Source organism: Candidatus Avelusimicrobium sp. (genome assembly GCF_050873505.1).
In the GTDB taxonomy this organism is placed as follows: Bacteria; Elusimicrobiota; Elusimicrobia; order Elusimicrobiales; family Elusimicrobiaceae; genus Avelusimicrobium.
In genome coordinates, this window is record NZ_JBNMIY010000005.1 from 42,916 (window position 1) to 61,550 (window position 18,635).

At 49.7% G+C, this 18,635-nt stretch carries 14 protein-coding genes; 9 read left to right on the forward strand and 5 right to left on the reverse strand.

Annotated features, from left to right (window positions below):
* Window positions 1–576: 576 nt before the first annotated feature.
* Complete coding sequence (locus ACR0QV_RS04080) at window positions 577–1,131, forward strand: epoxyqueuosine reductase QueH (RefSeq protein WP_432634788.1); 555 nt, start codon at window positions 577–579, stop codon at window positions 1,129–1,131.
* Entirely contained in the window at window positions 1,121–3,337 is a 2,217-nt protein-coding gene (locus tag ACR0QV_RS04085) for an AsmA family protein (protein WP_432634790.1), read from the forward strand. The genes ACR0QV_RS04080 and ACR0QV_RS04085 overlap by 11 nt, the downstream gene beginning before the upstream one ends.
* An 82-nt stretch (window positions 3,338–3,419) precedes the next feature.
* On the opposite strand, the gene ACR0QV_RS04090 is transcribed toward ACR0QV_RS04085, so the two are convergent.
* The 3 genes from ACR0QV_RS04090 to ACR0QV_RS04100 form a co-directional block, all read right to left on the reverse strand.
* On the reverse strand, window positions 3,420–4,022 hold the full coding sequence (locus ACR0QV_RS04090) for a type IV pilin protein (RefSeq protein ID WP_432634792.1): 603 nt from the start codon (window positions 4,020–4,022) through the stop codon (window positions 3,420–3,422).
* 387 nt (window positions 4,023–4,409) lie between these two features.
* The gene (locus ACR0QV_RS04095) at window positions 4,410–5,723 is read right to left on the reverse strand and encodes a thymidine phosphorylase (protein WP_428052228.1); all 1,314 of its coding nucleotides are present in this window, start codon (window positions 5,721–5,723) and stop codon (window positions 4,410–4,412) included.
* A gap of 129 nt (window positions 5,724–5,852) precedes the next feature.
* Complete coding sequence (locus tag ACR0QV_RS04100; RefSeq protein WP_432634794.1) at window positions 5,853–7,274, reverse strand: hypothetical protein; 1,422 nt, start codon at window positions 7,272–7,274, stop codon at window positions 5,853–5,855.
* Between the two features lie 158 nt (window positions 7,275–7,432).
* Here ACR0QV_RS04100 and ACR0QV_RS04105 point away from each other — a divergent pair, with 158 nt between their 5' ends.
* The 3 genes from ACR0QV_RS04105 to ACR0QV_RS04115 are packed head-to-tail and all read left to right on the forward strand — an operon-like array spanning window position 7,433 to window position 11,032.
* Window positions 7,433–9,457, forward strand: coding sequence for an LTA synthase family protein (locus ACR0QV_RS04105; protein ID WP_432634796.1), 2,025 nt, complete (start codon window positions 7,433–7,435; stop codon window positions 9,455–9,457).
* A 9-nt stretch (window positions 9,458–9,466) separates the two neighbouring features.
* The gene (locus ACR0QV_RS04110) at window positions 9,467–10,030 is read left to right on the forward strand and encodes a LemA family protein (protein WP_432634798.1); all 564 of its coding nucleotides are present in this window, start codon (window positions 9,467–9,469) and stop codon (window positions 10,028–10,030) included.
* Window positions 10,031–10,042: 12 nt separating this feature from the next.
* Window positions 10,043–11,032, forward strand: coding sequence for a M48 family metallopeptidase (locus tag ACR0QV_RS04115; RefSeq protein WP_432634800.1), 990 nt, complete (start codon window positions 10,043–10,045; stop codon window positions 11,030–11,032).
* A gap of 36 nt (window positions 11,033–11,068) precedes the next feature.
* On the opposite strand, the gene ACR0QV_RS04120 is transcribed toward ACR0QV_RS04115, so the two are convergent.
* Window positions 11,069–11,608: a LemA family protein gene (locus ACR0QV_RS04120; protein WP_432634802.1), complete on the reverse strand. Its 540-nt coding sequence runs from the start codon at window positions 11,606–11,608 to the stop codon at window positions 11,069–11,071.
* A 187-nt stretch (window positions 11,609–11,795) separates the two neighbouring features.
* On the opposite strand from ACR0QV_RS04120, the gene ACR0QV_RS04125 reads away from it, so the two are divergent.
* A complete protein-coding gene (locus ACR0QV_RS04125) occupies window positions 11,796–13,394 on the forward strand; it encodes a solute:sodium symporter family transporter (protein WP_432634804.1) in 1,599 nt (532 codons plus the stop codon).
* 102 nt (window positions 13,395–13,496) lie between these two features.
* Window positions 13,497–14,354: an RDD family protein gene (locus ACR0QV_RS04130; protein ID WP_432634806.1), complete on the forward strand. Its 858-nt coding sequence runs from the start codon at window positions 13,497–13,499 to the stop codon at window positions 14,352–14,354.
* Window positions 14,355–14,418: 64 nt separating this feature from the next.
* On the opposite strand, the gene ACR0QV_RS04135 is transcribed toward ACR0QV_RS04130, so the two are convergent.
* Complete coding sequence (locus ACR0QV_RS04135) at window positions 14,419–14,796, reverse strand: TraR/DksA family transcriptional regulator (RefSeq protein ID WP_432634808.1); 378 nt, start codon at window positions 14,794–14,796, stop codon at window positions 14,419–14,421.
* A gap of 173 nt (window positions 14,797–14,969) precedes the next feature.
* Between ACR0QV_RS04135 and ACR0QV_RS04140 the strand changes: the two genes are divergently transcribed.
* Together ACR0QV_RS04140 and ACR0QV_RS04145 are read left to right on the forward strand one after the other, a co-directional pair.
* Window positions 14,970–16,763 (forward strand): ABC transporter ATP-binding protein, encoded by a 1,794-nt coding sequence (locus ACR0QV_RS04140; RefSeq protein ID WP_432634810.1) that lies wholly within the window; start codon window positions 14,970–14,972, stop codon window positions 16,761–16,763.
* Between the two features lie 636 nt (window positions 16,764–17,399).
* On the forward strand, window positions 17,400–18,584 hold the full coding sequence (locus tag ACR0QV_RS04145; protein WP_432634812.1) for a hypothetical protein: 1,185 nt from the start codon (window positions 17,400–17,402) through the stop codon (window positions 18,582–18,584).
* The last annotated feature ends 51 nt before the right edge of the window (window positions 18,585–18,635 follow it).

Genomic DNA, 18,635 nt, shown 5'->3' on the forward strand with positions numbered 1-18,635 from the left:
GGATTAGCTTCTGGACAGAAACCTTCCAGAATGACTTTTTAGATAACAACTAACCACACAAGCAGTAGATCGTGAACCCTATTAATAGACCCCGTACAGAAACATTACGGGGTGCCGCCTAGCGGTAAGGGCGGCAATTCAGGATGACCTCTTTTTTAATAAGAGGCCTTTTTGCCGTCATCCCGGAAGGTTTTTATCCGGGATCTCATCGTTTCTGTTGTCATTCCCGAGTGTCGTAGTCGGGAATCTGTTTTTGCCGAGGTTGTTCTCTTCCGAAACGACAGATCCCCGACTAAATTCCTCGGGGATGACGACTTTATTAAAAAGGGAGGTCATCCTGAACTTGATTCAGGATCTACTGCTTGGGATGTTTGTTGTGGGCGTTATTTAACAAAGTCATTCTGGAAGGTTTCTGTCCAGAAGCTAATCCTTATTTTAATAACAACAGATCCTGGACTACGACTTTCCAGGATGACGGCAATGACTAGCGACACAATCGGTAGGTTCTGAAACCCTGCTGCCTGCAAGGCGCGGCCCGCTAGGGTGCGGGCTCCTATTTTGGTAAAATTAATATATATGTATTTTCCTAAATTACTTATCCTTTCCTGCTGTGCGCCTTGTTCGTGCGCGGCTATTAAAAAATTAGCGGATGAGGGTGTAGATGCTACCGTTTTGTTTTATAACCCGAATATCTATCCGTCCGCCGAGTACGAAAAGCGGCGCGACGAACAGAAGCGCGTGTGCGAGCATTTTGGTTTAAAATTTGTGGAACTGCCTTATGAGCCCGAAGCGTGGGATAAGGCCGTAGCCGGGTTGGAAAACGAGCCCGAGCGCGGCAAGCGGTGTTCGGCCTGTTTTTATATGCGCTTAAAAAGGGCGCAAGAGTACGCGCTGGAACACAAATTCACCGCGCTAACCTCGGTATTGGGGGTATCCCGCTATAAAAATTTGGACCAAGTAAACGAGGCCGCCCGCCGTGCGTGGTATGCGGTAGGCAAGCCTTATGCGGCTATCAACTGGCGCAAAAACGGATTGGAAGAGTTGCGCCAAGCGCTTATAAAGGAATTACAATTATACAAGCAAGATTATTGCGGATGTAAATACAGTATGAGGGGTAAAAATGACAAATAAGGTGTTGCGGCGGCTGGCCGCGGTGGCGGTGTGCGCGCTGATTTTATTTTTTGGGGCGGACCTCACTTTGCGGTGGGTATCGTCAAGCGAGTGGATGAAAAATTACACCGTGCAAAAGGTGCAGGAGGCCACCGGGCGCGAGGTGCGTTTGGAAAAAATGTCCGCCAGTTTTATGGGCGTAAAGGCCGATAAATTCGCCTTGTCCGAAGCCGGGGGATTTCAACAGGGAACCTTTTTATCGGTGGACCGCTTGCGCGTGCGGGTGTCCCTTATCCATTTAATCCACGGGCATATCAAATTAAAATCCCTTACCGTTAATGGATTGGAAGCATATTTGCGCCGAGGGGCGGACGGACAGTTCAACTGGGCGGATTTGTCGTCCGGCGAAGCGCCCCAAGAAAGCGAACCCGCGCAAACGGATACGCTTTCTCTGCCGTATTTGACCTTAACGGATTTATCGCTAAAAAATATCAATGTGTTTTATACGGATGAGCAAAGCCATATACAGGCCGCGCTAAAAAATATTACCTTGCAGGGCAAGCGGCTGGTGGTGCGGGATTTGATTAACCTCGGTTTTGCGGCGGACGGATTCTACCAAGAGGGGGAAAAACAGTACGAATTCCCCGTGTCGTTTAATGTGCATCTTAATTTAGCGGGGGGAGATTTATCCCGCGCGCAGGTGCAAATGCCCGACTTTTTGCTCTCGTATAACGGGGCCAAGGCCAAGATAAATTTCCAAGCGCAGGATTTTACCGCCCCGCGCGTAAAATTGGGCGTTACGTTGGAAAATTTAACCACGGACACCTTAAAAAATATCGCGCCGGAACAGCCGCATTTTGAAGTGCCGCAAGTAAACTTTAAAACGGATGTGCTGGCCAATTTGCCCGGGGAAAAACTGACCATCAACCAAGCGGTTTTGTCTCTTCCCGGGGCGAAACTCTCGGCCAAGGGCGGCGTGGATTATGGCGCGGCTTTAAAGTACGAGGCGCAGGCCGATTGGCAACTGAATTTTAAGGACCTTTTGGCCCAACTGCCCCAACTGGCGCAAGAGTACCAAGCCGCCGGAACCGCCAGCGGTACGGCGCATTTGACCCAGCAGAATTGGCAGGCCAGCCTTAAAGCCGCCGATATGGGCGCAAATGTCGGCTACGCGGGCCGTTTGGAGCAAGGCGCGCTAGATATAGCGGCCCAGGGCACTATGGACTTTAAAACGGCGGTTTCCAGCGTTACGGCGTCGGGGCTGTTAAATAAAGAGCCCTTTTCCGTGGACGCAACTTGGAACCAATCGCCCCAGGATTTGGTCGTTTCGCTAAACGCACTAGCCAAGAATTTGATTTTGCCGCCGTTGCCGGAAAGTGCACAAATGGCCCCGGCCGAAAAAACCGCTCCGGCGGATAAAAATCAGCCCGCCGCGTGGCCCCTGCCACACGCCAAGGTTACTAGCCGGATACAAATAGACGCGCTGGACGCGCCGTATATTTCGGGCCAGCAAATTTTGCTCAAAGCGGATTTGAGCAACCTCACCCCGGATATGAAGCGCGCGCACGGCGAACTCAATTTGTCTATGGGTAACGGCGAGATTAAGGATTTATATAAACTGACCGACGCCAACGCCTTAACCAAGGTATTGTTTATGTCCGTTAATATCGTGGGCAAGGTGTTTAATTCGCTAAATGTATTTTCCGTGTTAAACGGTATCGGCAGCGGGTTGGTATCCGCCGTCAGCACGAACGACAAAGAGGAAGACACGGTTCTGCAAACCGTTACCGGGCCCGACGGTCAGCCGATGCAAATCCGCGTGCCCAAGAGTCAGCAGAAAATAGAGGGCCGTATGGCGTTTGACAAGTTCGCCACCGATGTAACATTTACCAAGGGAACGGCCGCCGTAAAGGACGGGAGTTTTGTGTCCGATATGGTATCGTTTAGTTTAAACGGCACGACCGATTTTAACAGCGGCAAAATTGATATGATGGTGCAGGCCGCCCCGGGTAAACACGAGGTGGACGGCATTATGCCGCTGAAACTAAACATTGGCGGCACGGTGGACGACCCCAAGGGCAGTATGAGTATGCTGGGGTCGGTGTCGTCGCTCGTTACGCAAGGCATTGGCAACAACTTTGCAAGCCGCTCCGTAAAAAAAGGCCTTGGCGGGCTGTTTGGCATTTTCAAAAAAAAGGAAAAAGCCCCCGCTGACTCCGCAGAGTAATTGGTTTACGCCCAGAGGACTAAGTTTTGAAGGACCCTAGAAAAAATTTAAGCCCCCGCTACAAAAGCGGGGGCTGTTTACCTTATAGTTTTACCAAATCCCACCCGGTTGACGCTTGCTCAAAAAGCGTGCCCCCAAAAATTTCACAGCCTTTGTTTGCAGAATCCATTGGGGAACAATAAAATTCTCCGTCTTCCGGTCCGTAACCTTTCATATAAAAAATGACGTAATCTTTGTTGGGCAGTTCGGCTCCCAAGGCATAGGTGCCTGCGCCTATGTTTTCCTCTAACCAATACGACCATTTCCCCGAATTGGGTATTGTAATGTCTAGTTGTGAAAAGTCATCGGTTGGCCCTCCGTCTGGGCTGGCTAACATATACGCGTCTTGCGCTTGGGCGATTGCTTTTAAGACGGTTTTGGCTTCCGCTACGCGGCTTTTTTCCACGGCGCGGGTGTATTGCGGCAGAGCCACCGCTGATAAAATTCCGATAATGAGGACAACCACCAATAATTCAATGAGGGTAAAGCCCGGGGATAGTCTGCCAAAATTATTGTCATTCCCGAGTGTTGTAGTCGGGAATCTGTTGTTTGATGTTGATGTTTTTTTCCGCGCCGCCCACGTCCCGAGCCCTGCGGTCCGTCCCACCTTTGCGGATGACACAAGAGAGGTAAAATCTTTTTTCATAGTTTTCTCCTAGTTCTGCCTTTGGAGAAAACCGCCCATAAAAAACGGCTGTTATTATTGAGCCATTCAGCCTAACCCAAACAATAACAGCCGCGGCCTTCTGCCATATAAAAATATGGCAGAAAGCACTCGGCACAGCACCCCCGAAGGATCAGTTCGGAGGCATTGTGCCTAAAACGACTGCTTTTGGAGGCTGAATGTGCCGCTTGTAAGCAGCGCACCGTATTCTTCATACGGTTCCAAAAACAGAATTAAATTGTACTGGGCGTTTGGCCCGTTTTGCAACAAATTTATTATAACAACTTTGGGCCTTTTTTGTCCGCAGTTGTTAAATAAAACACCCCGGGCGTTTTGATAGCCCGGGGTGTTTCGTGAAGCGTTTGTAACTTATTTGATAACTTCTTTGATGATTTTGTAGGCGGCCGGTTTCTTTTTGCCCGTTTTGAGCGCTTTCTTAAAGAGTTCGGCGCCGTCTTCCAAGCGTTTCTTGTCGGACGCGTAGAGCGTGGCAATTACGTCGCCTTTTTTGACGGCATCGCCCGATTTCTTGGAGAGCCAAATGCCCGCACCGTAGTCAATCACGTCTTCCATTGTGTTGCGGCCCGCGCCAAGCAGTACGCCCGCCATACCGGCGGTTTTGGCGTCAATATGCTGTACATATCCGTCCGCATCGGCCTTGATTTCTACTTTCAGTTTGGCGTCTTTAAAGTAGCCTTCGGGATCGTCCACGGCTTTGGGGTCGCCACCCTGCCATTTAACCATTTCGCGCAGTTTGGCGGCGGCTTCGCCGTTTTCAATCTTTTCTTCCATTAACGCGCGGGCTTTTTTGATGTCTTTGATTTTGCCGCTGATAACGAGCATATTGGCGGCTTCTTCAATTAACAGTTCGTAAAAGTCGGGCGCGAGGTTTTTGTCGCCTTTTAAAATTTGGATGGCCTGGCGCATTTCGTTGGCGTTGCCGATAGCGCGGCCCAACGGCTGGTCCATATACGTAATAAGCGCGCGGCATTTAAGCCCCAAGAGTTTGGCGGTGCTGACGAGCGCGCGGGCCAATTTGCGGCTGTCTTCCAGTTTCTGCATAAACGCGCCGGAGCCGTATTTCACGTCCATTAACAGGCTGTCCACGCCTTCGGCATATTTTTTGGAAAGAATACTCGCCACGATGAGCGGGCGGCTTTCCACGGTACCGGTGGCGTCGCGCAGGGAGTAGAGTTTTTTATCGGCCGGAGCGAGGTCCTTGGTTTGTCCGAACATACAAACATTTAATTTTTGGATTTGGCGGTAAATCAGTTTGACGGGTACGCGCACTTCAAAATTCTTCATAGATTCCAACTTATCAAGCGTACCGCCCGTGTGGCCCAAACCGCGGCCGGACATCATCGGCACGGCTACGCCACCGCAAGCCACCAGCGGGGCCAACGCCATAGAAATACCGTCGCCCACGCCGCCCGTGGAGTGTTTATCTACCTTGGGGAGTTTGGTGGAAGAAAAATCAAGCCGTCCGCCCGAGTGGGCCATTGCCTTGGTAAAAAGGGCAGTTTCTTTATCGGAAAGGGGATTTAAAAAGCAGGCCATTAAGAAGGCGGAAAGTTGGTAATCGGGCACGGTGCCTTTTGCCGCGCCTTGTGCAACAAAGTTAAATTCTTCTTGGGTTAGGGCTTTACCTCCGCGTTTTTTGATAATTACATCAATCATTCTCATAGGGTGCTGCCTCCTTGTATTTAAATGCTACCGTCTGAAATTCCAGCATAGCATTTTATTTATTTAAAGAAAAGGGTTTTTTGTATAGATAAAAAATTCCCGGCACAAAAAACTCCGGCCGGGAAGGCGTTATTTCAGTAAATCTATTTCCTCTTCCACCTCGCCCAGGCGGTCCAATACTTGGGTTTTAAGGCGGTTTAAGCGTTCCCGCTGTGCGGCAAAGGAAGCCTGCGTGGCGGCTTGCCACAGTTGGTGCTCTGTGTCGGCGGGGGAGGCTTTTGCTTTGGCTTGTTTTAACAAACTGGGCGCGCGCAGGTCCAAAAAGTCCTCGCGCTCCATCAGTTTGCCGAGTAAGCCTTCTAACTTTTTCTGTTGGGCGTCTAAAACCGCCAAGCGGTTCTTTTTAAATTGTTCGGTGGCGGCGTCAAAGGGTATCTTATACGCCATATTTCCGTTGGGCCACAAGGCATCCTTTTCCGCACGGGCGGCTTGTACGGCTTGCGCAATTTTCTTTACGCCAGCCACGTCCTGCGGGTGTTCCAACAAATACAGGGCGGCGGACGGGTCCAAGTATGTTACGGCCCCTAAAATAAGTTTGGCGCGGTCCGTGGGGAAAAGGGCGGATACGTCCGCAAAGTGTTCAAAATCTTCTTCCGTCCAGAATCCCTTTTGCTGTAACTTTTTGACGAGGGCTATTTGTACGCGCTCCGCGTAGTTTAACGCGGCGGGGGCGGACTGAAAAGGCGTACCTGCGGGGTCTAAAAGCAGTTGCGGAATTTCCCGGAAGGTGCCCATATATTCTTGGACGAAATAAAACGATAAACCTTGCGAAGCGTTCGCCACCGTCATCATCATTTCCGTCTTGGTGGCGGGTAAAATATCCGGGTCGTGCAAAATGTTGTCTAACAGTTGGGGAAGTGTGTCCGCCTTGCTGTCCACAATGCGCTCAATTACATCGCGCCCGTTTAAGGCGGCGGCAGTCAGCCCGACGTGGTCCGGCTCCGGCATCGGAATCACCCATACTTCGTCTAATCCCGGGGTGCCCCAATGCAGTTCCGGCGTTTCGCTATCCAAAACATCGTATTGGTCCGAGGCGTTTTTCGCGCGGTCCAAGGCGGCAGACTGGCGGTTCCTCTTTACGCGGCTTACCGGGGCGGTGGAAGAAGTTTTTGTATCCAAAAGTTGCCCGAGGGCTTTCCGTTCCTGCTCTAAGGTTTTTACCGTTTGTTGCAAAAAGCGGGTTCTGTCGGCGGTGGTGGCGCGGGCAGCGGGCACTTGCGGCAAGGGGAGCCCCAAGGCTTCTAAATGGCTGCGTGAGGCGTTAAACTCCGGCGTAAAGGCCCAGTTGGGATTTTTGATTAAGGCCTTGCGTGTTTGGTCTATGGCGTAGAGATTAGAGGACAATAAATGAAATTCCGATTCCGATAAAATTTTGGTTGGGTGAACGATTTTAGCGGCGGTAAAAGATTTTAAAATACCCTTTTGGGCTTGCAAAGGGGTAACTCCCACGAAACAGACGGCAAGTAATAAAGTAAAAAAACGTAAGTTCATTGTAATCTCCTATATGATAAGAATAAAAAATATCGGCTGGGGGAACAAGAGTCCAAGGACCTATTTTTAGGGCGGGCCCTTTGGCCCTTATTTCTGGGCCCTCCGCGCGCGAAGCAGATTTGATATCATATATATAAGCAGTCTAATTTGGAGGAATTATGAAGAAACTCGCCGTACCGGGGTGGATTAAGTCTTACGCTTGGTTCATCTTGGCTAACTGGGTGGTGTTTACCCTTTTCCGCGGAATCTTTTTGTTTGTGTTTCACGCGGCGCTTGTACCGCAGTCTTACCACGAACTGTGGCAGACTTTTTATATCGGTGCCAAGTTTGATGCCCGCCTTGCCTGTGCGTTGGCAATTCCCTTGGGCTTATACTTTACCGTTTGTGCTTTTTGGCACGGGGCGCGCGTTATCCGCAAGGGTATTTCTGCGTTGTACGCCGTGCTGGAAGCCGCGGTACTGCTGATTTATTTTGCCGATTTTGCGCACTATGCCTATATCGCAATGCGCATTAACTACTCCATTTTTAAATATTCCGAAAACGCCCTCATTTCCTTACAAATGGCTTGGGAAACATATCCCTTGGTGTGGGCGGTTATCGGTCTAGTTGTCTGGGGCGTGCTAGGGTTTTGGTTTGTAAACCGCTTGCAGAAAAAAGCCTTTGCGCAGACCGACAATTACCGCTGGAAGGGTAACTTGGGCTGGTTCTTTGTAGGGCTGCTTGTTACGGGCGGGCTGATGTTTGGCCAACTCAGCCAGTATCCGCTCCGTTGGAGCAATGCCTATCACTCTACCAACAACTTTATTTGCAATTTGACGTTAAACCCGGTGCTTAATATTTACGATACGGCCCGCTTTGTAAAGGCGGACAGTTTTGATAAAGCCAAAACGCAGGAATATTACGACACCGTAGCCGCTTACTTGGGCGTGCAACACCCCGATAAGGATACGCTTAATTTTGAGCGCACGGTGGCGGCCAAGCCCAAAGCCGAACAGCACGATTACAACGTGGTGGTTATCTTTATGGAATCCTTGGCCTGGAATAAAATTTCTATGACCAACCCGGACATTGACCCCACGCCGTTTATCAAGAGTTTGGCGGATAAATCCATTTTGTTCACGCATTTTTATTCGCCTACCTCCGCTACGGCCCGCGCCGTGTTCGCCACGGTTACAAGCATTCCGGACGTAACGTCCTTTAAAACCAGTTCCCGCAACCCCTTGATTGTGGACCAACACGTGGTGGTAAACGCCTTGCGCGATTACGAAAAATATTATTTCATCGGTGGTAGTGCCAGTTGGGGTAACATCCGCGGTATTTTGGAACACAACTTGGGCGACGTGCATATGTACGAGGAAGGCAAGTTTGAACACGAACACCGCAACGACGTGTGGGGCATTTCGGACTTGGACTTGTTCCGAGAGGCCAACCGCGTGTTAAACGAGGAGCAAAAGGATAACAACGGCAAGCCGTTCTTTGCCTTTATCCAAACCTCCGGCTATCACCGCCCTTACACGATTCCCGACGACAACGCGGGCTTTGAAGTCAAAGATATCGGCGAGGACTTGGCCCACAAACGCAGTTTTGTAAGTGTGGCGGAATACAATTCGCTGCGCTTTTCCGACCACGCCTTGCACGAGTTCTTTAAATTGGCGGAAAAATCGGACTATTACAAAAATACGATTTTCCTGATTTTCGGCGACCACGGTTTGGCGGCTCCGCAGTCCGAAAATATGCCGCGCGGCTATGTGGACTTGAACCTGATTAACCACCAAATCCCGCTGATTATTGCGGGTGGCCCGGTCAAAAAACCGCAGGTCATCAGCAAAACCGCCAGCCAAGTGGATATTTTGCCCACGGTAATGGGTATTTTGGGCCGCCCGTACTTTACGCGTGCTATCGGCCGCGATGTGCTGACTGACCCCACGCCCGAACCGGGTGCGCTTATCTACGGCTGGGCTGTATCGCCTGCTACCATTGGCTTTGTGCAGGGGGATTACTACTACCACAGCCAAGGCGAAAAGGAAGGCCTTTACAAGTACGCCGCAGATAATTACAATGAAGATATCTCTAAAAAAGAACCGCAGCGCTTTGAACATATGAAGGCGCTTGCCAAGGGACTGTATGAAGCGTCCCGCTACCAGTTCTATCACAACCAAAAACGTGATGAACGCGACGATTAAGGAGCAGAAATGAACGGACTTTGGATTATTGTTATTTTGGCGGTGGTGTTTGTCATTTACGCCGTCAGCGTGTACAACGGGTTTGTACTTTTAAAGAACCGCGCCACCGAGGCTTGGAGCGATATTGAAGTGCAAATGAAACGCCGCTACGATTTAATCCCCAACTTGGTGGAAACCGTAAAGGGCTATGCCCAGCACGAAAGCGGCACCTTGGAAAAGGTCATCCAAGCGCGCAATATGGCTATGGCCGCGCAGGGGAATATGAAGGAAATTTCCCAAAGCGAAAATATGCTCACGGGTGCGTTAAAATCCGTGTTTGCCCTGTCCGAAAACTACCCGGACTTAAAGGCCAACGCCAACTTTATGGAATTGCAGCGTGAACTGCGCGACACCGAGGATAAAATCCAGGCCGCGCGCCGTTTTTACAACGGCAATGTGCTTGCACTTAATACGAAAATTGAAATGTTCCCCAGCAACATTGTGGCTTCTATGTTCCACTTTGAAAAACGGGAATTTTTTGAATTGGCGGAAGGCGAACAAGCGGCCCGCCAACCCGTAAAAGTGCAATTCTGACGGGAGCCGTAAATGGCTACCACTTATGACTTTATAAAACAAAACAAGCGGCGCACCGTGCTGCTTGTTTTGTTATTTCCTATCCTGTTTGCGCTCTTAACGTGGGGCGTGTTTGCCCTTGTCTTTTTTGTGATAGGGGGCGACCCGTATGCCACGGTAAGCGAATTTCAGGCCACCGACCAAATGGCACAACTTAACCAACTGATGATGTATGTGTTGCCCATTTGCTGGGGGCTTGCAATGGTGTGGATAGCCGTTTCGTACTTTACGGGCGACCACATTATTTTAAATAGCGTAAACGCTATCCCGGTAACGGCCTACGACCAGCCGGAAATCTACCGTCTGGTGGAAAACCTGTGCATTACGCGCGGATTACCTCCTCCCAAAATCTATATTTTAAACGATAACGCGCTAAACGCCTTTGCCACCGGGCGGGACCCGGAGCACGCTTCCTTGGCGCTTACCAAGGGAATTGTAAAGAGACTGGACCGCGCAGAATTGGAGGGCGTGATTGCGCACGAACTCGCGCACATAGAAAACCGCGATATCCGCCTGATGTTAATTACCGTGGCGGGCATTTCGTTTTTTACGCTGGCGGGCGAGATTTGTTTTAGGATGGGGCTAAGCCGCGGGCGCAGTAAAGAGAGCGGAAAGGCGAATTTGCTATTTTTTGTACTGGGTATTATCTGTATGATTTACGGCTATATTATTGCACCGCTACTGCGTTTGGCGGTGTCCCGCACGCGCGAATACCAGGCGGACGCTACGGCGGCTTTAACCACGCGTAACCCGCGGGCCTTGGCCAGTGCGCTCAAAAAAATATCCGCTTGTCCGTATGTGGAGGATATCCAAGAACACTCCGCTATGGCGGCAATGTGTATTGAAAGCCCTATGGGGCCTATGGGTATGGGGCTGTTTGGCTCGCTATCCGGCCTGTTGGCTACGCACCCGCCCATTGAAAAGCGTATCCAAGTGCTTTTGGAAATGGACCGCGGCGTTTAATTTGTTCATAAAAAAGGCCCCGAAAAGGGGCCTTTTCTATTCCATTACTTTATCTAAACTGGGGTCAAAGTCAAAATATTCGTAGGGTTCAAACTCAAACATTTTGGCAATCAGGTTAAGCGGAATAATAGCGGCAATGGTGTTAAAATCACGCGCCGCGCTGTTGTATTTCTTTTTTGCACTTTGCACCTTTCCTTCGGCGTAAATAATGCTTTTTTGCAACTTTAAAAAGTGTTCGTCCGTCTTTAATTCGGGGTGCTTCATTGCGGCGGTAAAGACCTTTTTAAATTTTTGGGTGATTTCATTTTCCTTGGCTACGCGCTCTTGCAGGGTTTGCGCGGTGCGGCAGGCTTCCTTCATATGGGAAAGTTCATAAATAAATTCGCGGTCCAATTCGTTAAACGACGCGGCAGACAGCGCCAGCACCGGGATTAGTTCCGCGCGGTTCTTCATATTGTTATCTAATTTTTGCCAGGCGGCTTGGGCGGCCTTGTTAAGCAACACGAATTTCCAATACGCTAACCCAAACAGCACTACTCCCATACACATTGCCCCGAACAAGAACCAAATCAGCATATATAAAAACCTCCCATTGACGAACAGCCGGATTATCATTACAATTAAAGTATCGGTCCTGATATACTACAAAGTATAACGATTAACCCGCCAGAAATCAAGGACCGGGCGGGAAAATCGGTCAGTTTGCAGTTTCTTGTCGGGCCGGCTTACGCCGGAACTTTTACGGATTATCTACGGAGGGAATATGTTGCTTACGCTGTCGTCGTTTGCAGGTTTTACGGCGCTTGTGTTGGGCCTGTCGTATTACCTGACACGCAAGAAAGACGTATCATCCTCGGAAGGCTACTTTTTAGCCGGAAGAGGGCTTACCGGGTGGGTGATTGCCGCCTCACTCTTGCTTACGAACCTATCTACCGAACAAATGGTGGGCTTAAACGGCCAAGGATATATGTTTAATATGTCCGGTATAGGGTACGAAATCGGGGCGTCTTTGGCGCTTATTATCGTGGCGTTTTTCTTTCTGCCGCGCTACTTAAAAAAGGGTTACGCCACTATCCCGGATTTCGTGGGCGACCGTTACGACGGCGCCACCAAGCAGTTTGTAAACTTTTTGTTCTTGGCGGGGTATGTGCTGATTCTGCTCCCGACGGTGCTGTATTCCGGCGCGATTGGTATGGGCGGTATCTTTGACATTATGGGCACGTTCCACCTCTCGCCGATGATGGCTATCGTGGTGGTTGTGGTGGCGATTGGCGTGCTGGGGTGCTTATATACCATTTTCGGCGGGCTTCGCATTATGGCCATTGCCGATACGCTTAACGGGGTCGGGCTCATTATCGGCGGGATGATGGTGCCGCTGTTTGCCCTTGCCTATGTGGGCGACGGCAATATTTTAGCCGGCCTTACCGAGGTGGTAAAGGCCCACCCGGAAAAATTTAATGCTATCGGCTCCGCCACCGACCCGGTTCCCTTTGCTACGATGTTTACGGGGATGTTCCTCGTAAACCTGTTCTATTGGGGCTGCAACCAGACGATTATCCAGCGCGCCTTGGCGGCCAAGAACTTAAAGGAAGGGCAAAAGGGCCTTTTGCTGTGCGCTATTTTTAAACTGATTGGGCCTATTTACTTAATTATCCCGGGCATTGTGGCGTTCCACATCTTCCAAAGCACGCCTTTGGAAGTGGGGGATATGGCGTACCCGATGCTGGTTAATAAAGTATTGCCGTTCTATTTAATCGGTTTCTTTGCGGCAGTGCTGTTCGGGGCGATTTTAAGTTCGTTTAACGCGGCATTGAACTCCACTTCTACCTTGTTTATGCTTAACGTCTATAAGCCGCTTATCAAGCCGACGGCCACGGACGAAGAACTTGTCCATAAGGGCAAATATGTGGGTATTTTATTGGCGGTGTTTTCTATGATTGTGGCACCGCTGATTGCCAAGGCTCCCTCGGGCCTGTTTAACTATTTGCAAATGGTAAACGGTTTTTACAACGTGCCGATTTTCACGCTGATTATCTTCGGTATGCTCAATAAAACGGCCCCGGCGTGGTCGGCCAAGGTTACGCTGGTGTTCTTTATGGTGGGCTACGGCCTTACGCAGTTGGGTGTGATTAAGACGGATTTGCACTTCCTGCATATCTTGGCTATTTTGTTTGTGGTGTCCATTGTGTTTATGTACATTACGGGCAAACTGTGGCCGGCCAAAAACCGCTACGACGACGGAAAAGACCTCAACATAGTGGACAATACGCCGTGGAATTTGGGCGTAACCGTCAGCGTGGCGATTGTGCTGTGCGTGTTTGGCGTGTATATCTTATTTTCCAAATTGGGTATTGCCGCATAAACAAGCGTTTTATAAAAAGAGGGCGGAGCGAAAGTTCCGCTCTCTTTTTTTGTTTGGGCGGGGGAAAACTTGTTATAATAAACTAGACGAAAGGAGAATTTTATGACAGAAACCCGCATTAATATTATGGACCCGCAGCCCGCCCCTGTTCAGCCCGCGGCGGTGGACGAAACGCCCAAAGTGGTGTATGCTTCGGTAACCGAAAGGTTTGTAGCCTTGCTGATTGATTACGGCGTCATTTTTATCCCGGGGCAGTTTATCGGGCTTGCCATTTTAAAGATTTTAGGGCCGTATGCCCAAATGTGGCAGATTGCGGCGGTACTGGTGGGCATTAATGCCCTGTTTGTGCTGTACGAAGCCATTTTCTCGTGTGGAGACCGCGTAACCCTTGGTAAAGCCTTGGTGGGCATTGCGGTAGTCAAACAGGATTTGAGCGGCCCCGTGTCGTTCCCGCGTGCGTTTATGCGTGCGGTCGGCTATTACATTAGCGGTGCGCTTTTAATGTGTGGCTTTTTATTTGCGTTTTTTGATGACAGACACCGCGCCCTGCACGATTTTTTAGGCGGTAGTGTGGTCGTGCAAATCCGCCAAAAGGCCTGGTGGGAGCGGTTGCTTGTGCGCCTGCTCGGCACCTTGCTGCTGGTGGGCTTTGTGTGGGTGATGTACCAACAATGTTTGGGCGGCGGCTCCGTGGTGCAGCAGTATTATGTAAACCAGGCCAAGGCGCAACTGCAAAATGTGGCACTGCTGGAAGAAGCCCATTACGCGCGCTACGGTTACTACACCAACGATTTACTGCGCTTGTCGCTCCTGTCCGGCGACCCGGTGCAATTCCAGCGCGATACGCAAAAGGTCCTTTCGCCCAAAGGGTTTAGAATTGGCGTGCAGAAGGATTCTTATAAAATTATGGCGTACGCCAAAGATACCAACAAAACGCCTGTGTATTTTTCTAACAAATAGCACAGTATTCAGACCGAAAAAAAGGGAGCCCGTTTAAGGCTCCCTTTTTAGTGCTCAAAAAGCGTTAATCGTGGCTTTTTTCGGTGGAGTGCTGGCAGTTTACGCAGTAGCGCGCAAACGGCATTGCTTTAATGCGTTTTTTGGGGATAGGCTGGCGGCAATATTCGCAATAGCCGTAAATCCCTTTGTCAATTTTGCGCAAGGCGGCTTCAATCTGCCCGATGGTATTGTGCGCGTTGCCGGAGAGTTCAAACAAAATTTCTTTATCCAAACTTTTGGAAGCATCGTCAATCGGGTCGCCTACTTCCGCTTCCGGCATATCCATATTCTTTTTATCTTTCAGGCGGGCGGCGGCGTCCTCTTTCAATTCCTCTAAATGTTTTTTAATTTCCTTTAATTCAGCGGCGGTGAGTGCTTCTTTGTTTGCTTTCTTAATAACCATACAACAAGTCCTTTCTATACAAAAATTTGCGTCCGAACGGGATATTCCCGTTTGGATAACTGTTTGATTAGTTTAGCAAAGTAAAAATAACTTTGCAACCCCCGCCGGTTCTGCGGACAAACGCGCCGGGGAATTGTTATAATAAAATAAGCCGTTTTATACCGGAGATTTCTATGAAAAATTTTTTAACCCGCCCCGTGGGGGAATTAATCGTTTCCAACCCCTTTGTGGATAATTACAAAAAAATGTGGCCCTTTGTTAAGCCGTATCTCTTCCGGGCCATTTTGGGCTTGCTCCTGGCGTTGCCCGTCGGCGCGCTGGATGCCACCGTCGCCCTGTTTATGAAGTATTACACCGATGACGTGCTCGTCGCCAAAAATGCCGTTTTTGCCGCTTGGATTCCGCTTTTGATTATCGGCTTTGTGCTGGCGCAAAGCATTTTAACGTATTTGGTTAAATATTTAAATACGTGGGTGGGCAACAAAATTACCTTGGACGTGCGCAAAAAACTCTTCCATAAACTGTTGGGTATGCACAGCGGATATTTTGACACGACCGACTCCGGCTATATTATGATGCGCTACAACGGCGATGCCGACACCGCGTGCAATGGCCTTATCAATAACCTGCGTATGGTGGTTACGCGCGTGTTTTCGTCCATTACCTTGGTGTTTGTGCTACTTTACAACTCTTGGCAGTTGACGTTTATCGCCATCGGCGCGTTTGCCGCGGCGGGTGCGCTTATTTATGTAGTGCGCAAAAAATTGGAAGAACTCGTGCGCAATACGGTGGTGATTTCCTCTATCGCTATGCGCGCCTATAACGAAACCTTTAACGGCAACCGCACCATTGCCGCCTACAACCTGCAAGAGGACCAGGAGGCCCGCTTTAACCACTTAATGGACGAGGTGTTCAGCCTTAATATGGGTATGGTGAAACATACGGGCTGGCTGTCCCCGGTGATGCACTTTATTGTGTCCTTGGGCTTGGCCTTGGTGTTCTGGCAGAGCAGTTCAATGATTGTAAAGGGCACCATTACCAGCGGTAACTTTACATCGTTTGTTACGGCGCTATTAATGCTCTACACGCCTGTTAAAACAATGGGCGATAACTATGTGGATATCAAAAAGGCCTTTTTGGCGATTGACCGTATTTTTGAAATCTTTGCACTTAAAACGGATATTTACGACCAGCCGGACTCGGTGGAAATGGACGGCCTTAAAAAGGAAATCCGCTTTAAAGATGTATCCTTTGCCTACAAGCCCGGCGTAGAGGTGTTAAAGGACATCAATTTGACCGTTCCCGCAGGCTCCACGGTGGCCTTGGTGGGGAACTCCGGCGGCGGGAAATCTACCGTTGTCAGCCTGCTCCCGCGTTTTTACAACGTAACCAAAGGGAAAATTACGATTGACGGCGTGAATATTCAGGATTTTACTTTAAAATCCTTACGCAGCCATATTTCGGTGGTGTTTCAGGATAACTTCCTGTTTACGGGCACGATTCGCGACAATATTTTGATTGGCCGCCCCGGCGCCACGGAAGAAGATTTGCAGGAAGCCGTCAAAAACGCCCACTTGGACGATTTTATCCATACCTTAAAGGACGGTTTGGATACGGTGCTGGGAGAACGCGGAATGACGCTTTCCGGCGGTCAGCGCCAGCGCGTAGCCATTGCGCGCGCCTTTATCCGCCGCGCGCCGATCGTCATTTTGGACGAAGCCACCAGCGCCTTGGACAATAAGTCCGAAGCCGTGGTGCAAAAGGCGCTTGATAACCTGATGAAGAACCGCACGGTATTTGTGATTGCGCACCGTTTATCCACGGTGGTAAACGCAGATAAAATTGTGGTGCTTAACGAGGGGCGCATCGTGGAGGAAGGCACGCACGAAACCTTGTTAAAAGTGCCCAACGGCGCGTATGCTTCGCTCTACAACGCGCAATTTAAAAAGAAGGAATCTCACCAGTAGCATAGAGCCTGTTTATAATCAGCCTCGGGTTCGGTTTTTTACCGCCCGGGGCTTTTTTATGCGCTTTTTGCGTGCGGAAAGTGTTTTGCCGTTAGCCCTTATCGTCATCCTGGACTACAACTTTCCAGGATAACGACAACAACTAACTACCCAAGATGTAGATTCTGAAAACCCTGCGGGCCGCCAGTTCAGGAGGACTAACTTGTTTTATTGTTTTTCGCCGTCATCCCGTAGTGTTTTTATACGGGATCTGTCGTTTCGTAAGAGAACAACAACGACAAAAACAGATTCCCGACTACGACCTTCGGGAATGACAAGGGAGAAAGGCCTCTTATAAAAAACAGAGGTCATCCTGAACTTGTTTCAGGATCTACCTGTTGGGTTGTGTTTTTTATTGTTGTTTTTTCGTTTACTTGCGACATTACAAAAAGAGTGTTGCTTTATTAATCAAACGAGCGCGGATAATCTGCGGCCCGCAGGGTGCGGCGCGCAGCGCTTTTTAAAGGGGTTGTTTCGTTTTTTTTTTTTGTTAAAATTGGATAATCCGTGATGACCGTACCCGGATGTATCCGCTGTATGAAAACGCGTATAAAAGGCCGTTTTGCTCAAATATAAAGGCCTTAACAAGGAGAGAAAATGAAAGGATTTACCTCTGTTTTGTCATCCCCGAAGGTTTCTGTCGGGGATCCGTTTTTATTAAACAAGGAAAACGACAGATCCCGTAACCCTGCGGGCCGCCAGACTCTACGGGATGACGGCTTAACAACAACTGGCCGCACGGCAGGTGTTCTTGTCAAACGGTTGGTTGTCGTATTTATGGGGCTGTTTGCGGCGGTAAATGCCCCGGCGGAAATTATTTCCGCGGTGTCGTATAACCCGTCCCGTATGGGCGATTGCGTCTATTTAAAGGTAGCCGATAAGGCCAATTTAAAGGGCGGTATTGAAAGTAATACAATGACGGTCCGCTCCGGCGGAACTGTTACGGCAACTTCGCCTGATTTAAATTATGACGTTCCCGCTGTGGTGGGTGCTTCGGGCTCTACCTTGGATATGCCGAACACGGTTATCCACGGGAGCAATGCCAATACGTATAATAATTACCAAGCCGTAAATACGGGCACGCCTAGCGCGCTTTTAAATAACGTAAATGTAAACGGTGGTACAACCACGGTTAAAAGCGATTCGTATATTTCCACATTGGACGCGGTGAATAGACTTAAACAAAAGGCGGCCACCTTGCGCGCGAATAAACTTTCTGTCAGCGGCTCCGAGGACGCAAGCCTTTACGACGGTGCGACGACGGACGGGTTTACGTTAGCGGGAAATGATATCCCGCAACCTACATCCTCTCACGTTAATACGGGTTCTGCTTTAAGCAACTGTACCTTAAAATGGGAAGAGCGCGTAACGAGCGACAACCAAAAGGTAAAACTCTTGGCGCTCACAAATTGCGGGGGGAGCACTCCCAGTACGCCGGACACCCAAACTTGTTCCAACGCTACTTACAAGGCAAGCCACAAGAGTGAGTGCTGTCCGTCCGCCCTTAAAACCGATACGGTGTGCTGGACCAGTAAACAAGAGACGGTGGCGGGGCCTGTCCCGGATGTCTGTTCTTGCAGACCGTGCGCTATGGCCGCTCTTCCGATAGACGAAAACATACAAGCCCAAATGTGCCAGTATGGGGGAGACCGTTGCCATTGTATTCTTACTTGGTATGTTTCAGGTGGCTTAAACAGCGATTTGGGTGGTTCATCCAGTAAAGCTTGTAGTGTCGCCAGGTGGCAGAGTTGCAAGACCACTTATACCAAAAACGGCTGGTAAAAAGTTTTCCATATATAAAAACCGCCCCGGATTTTTCGTAACCCGGGGCGT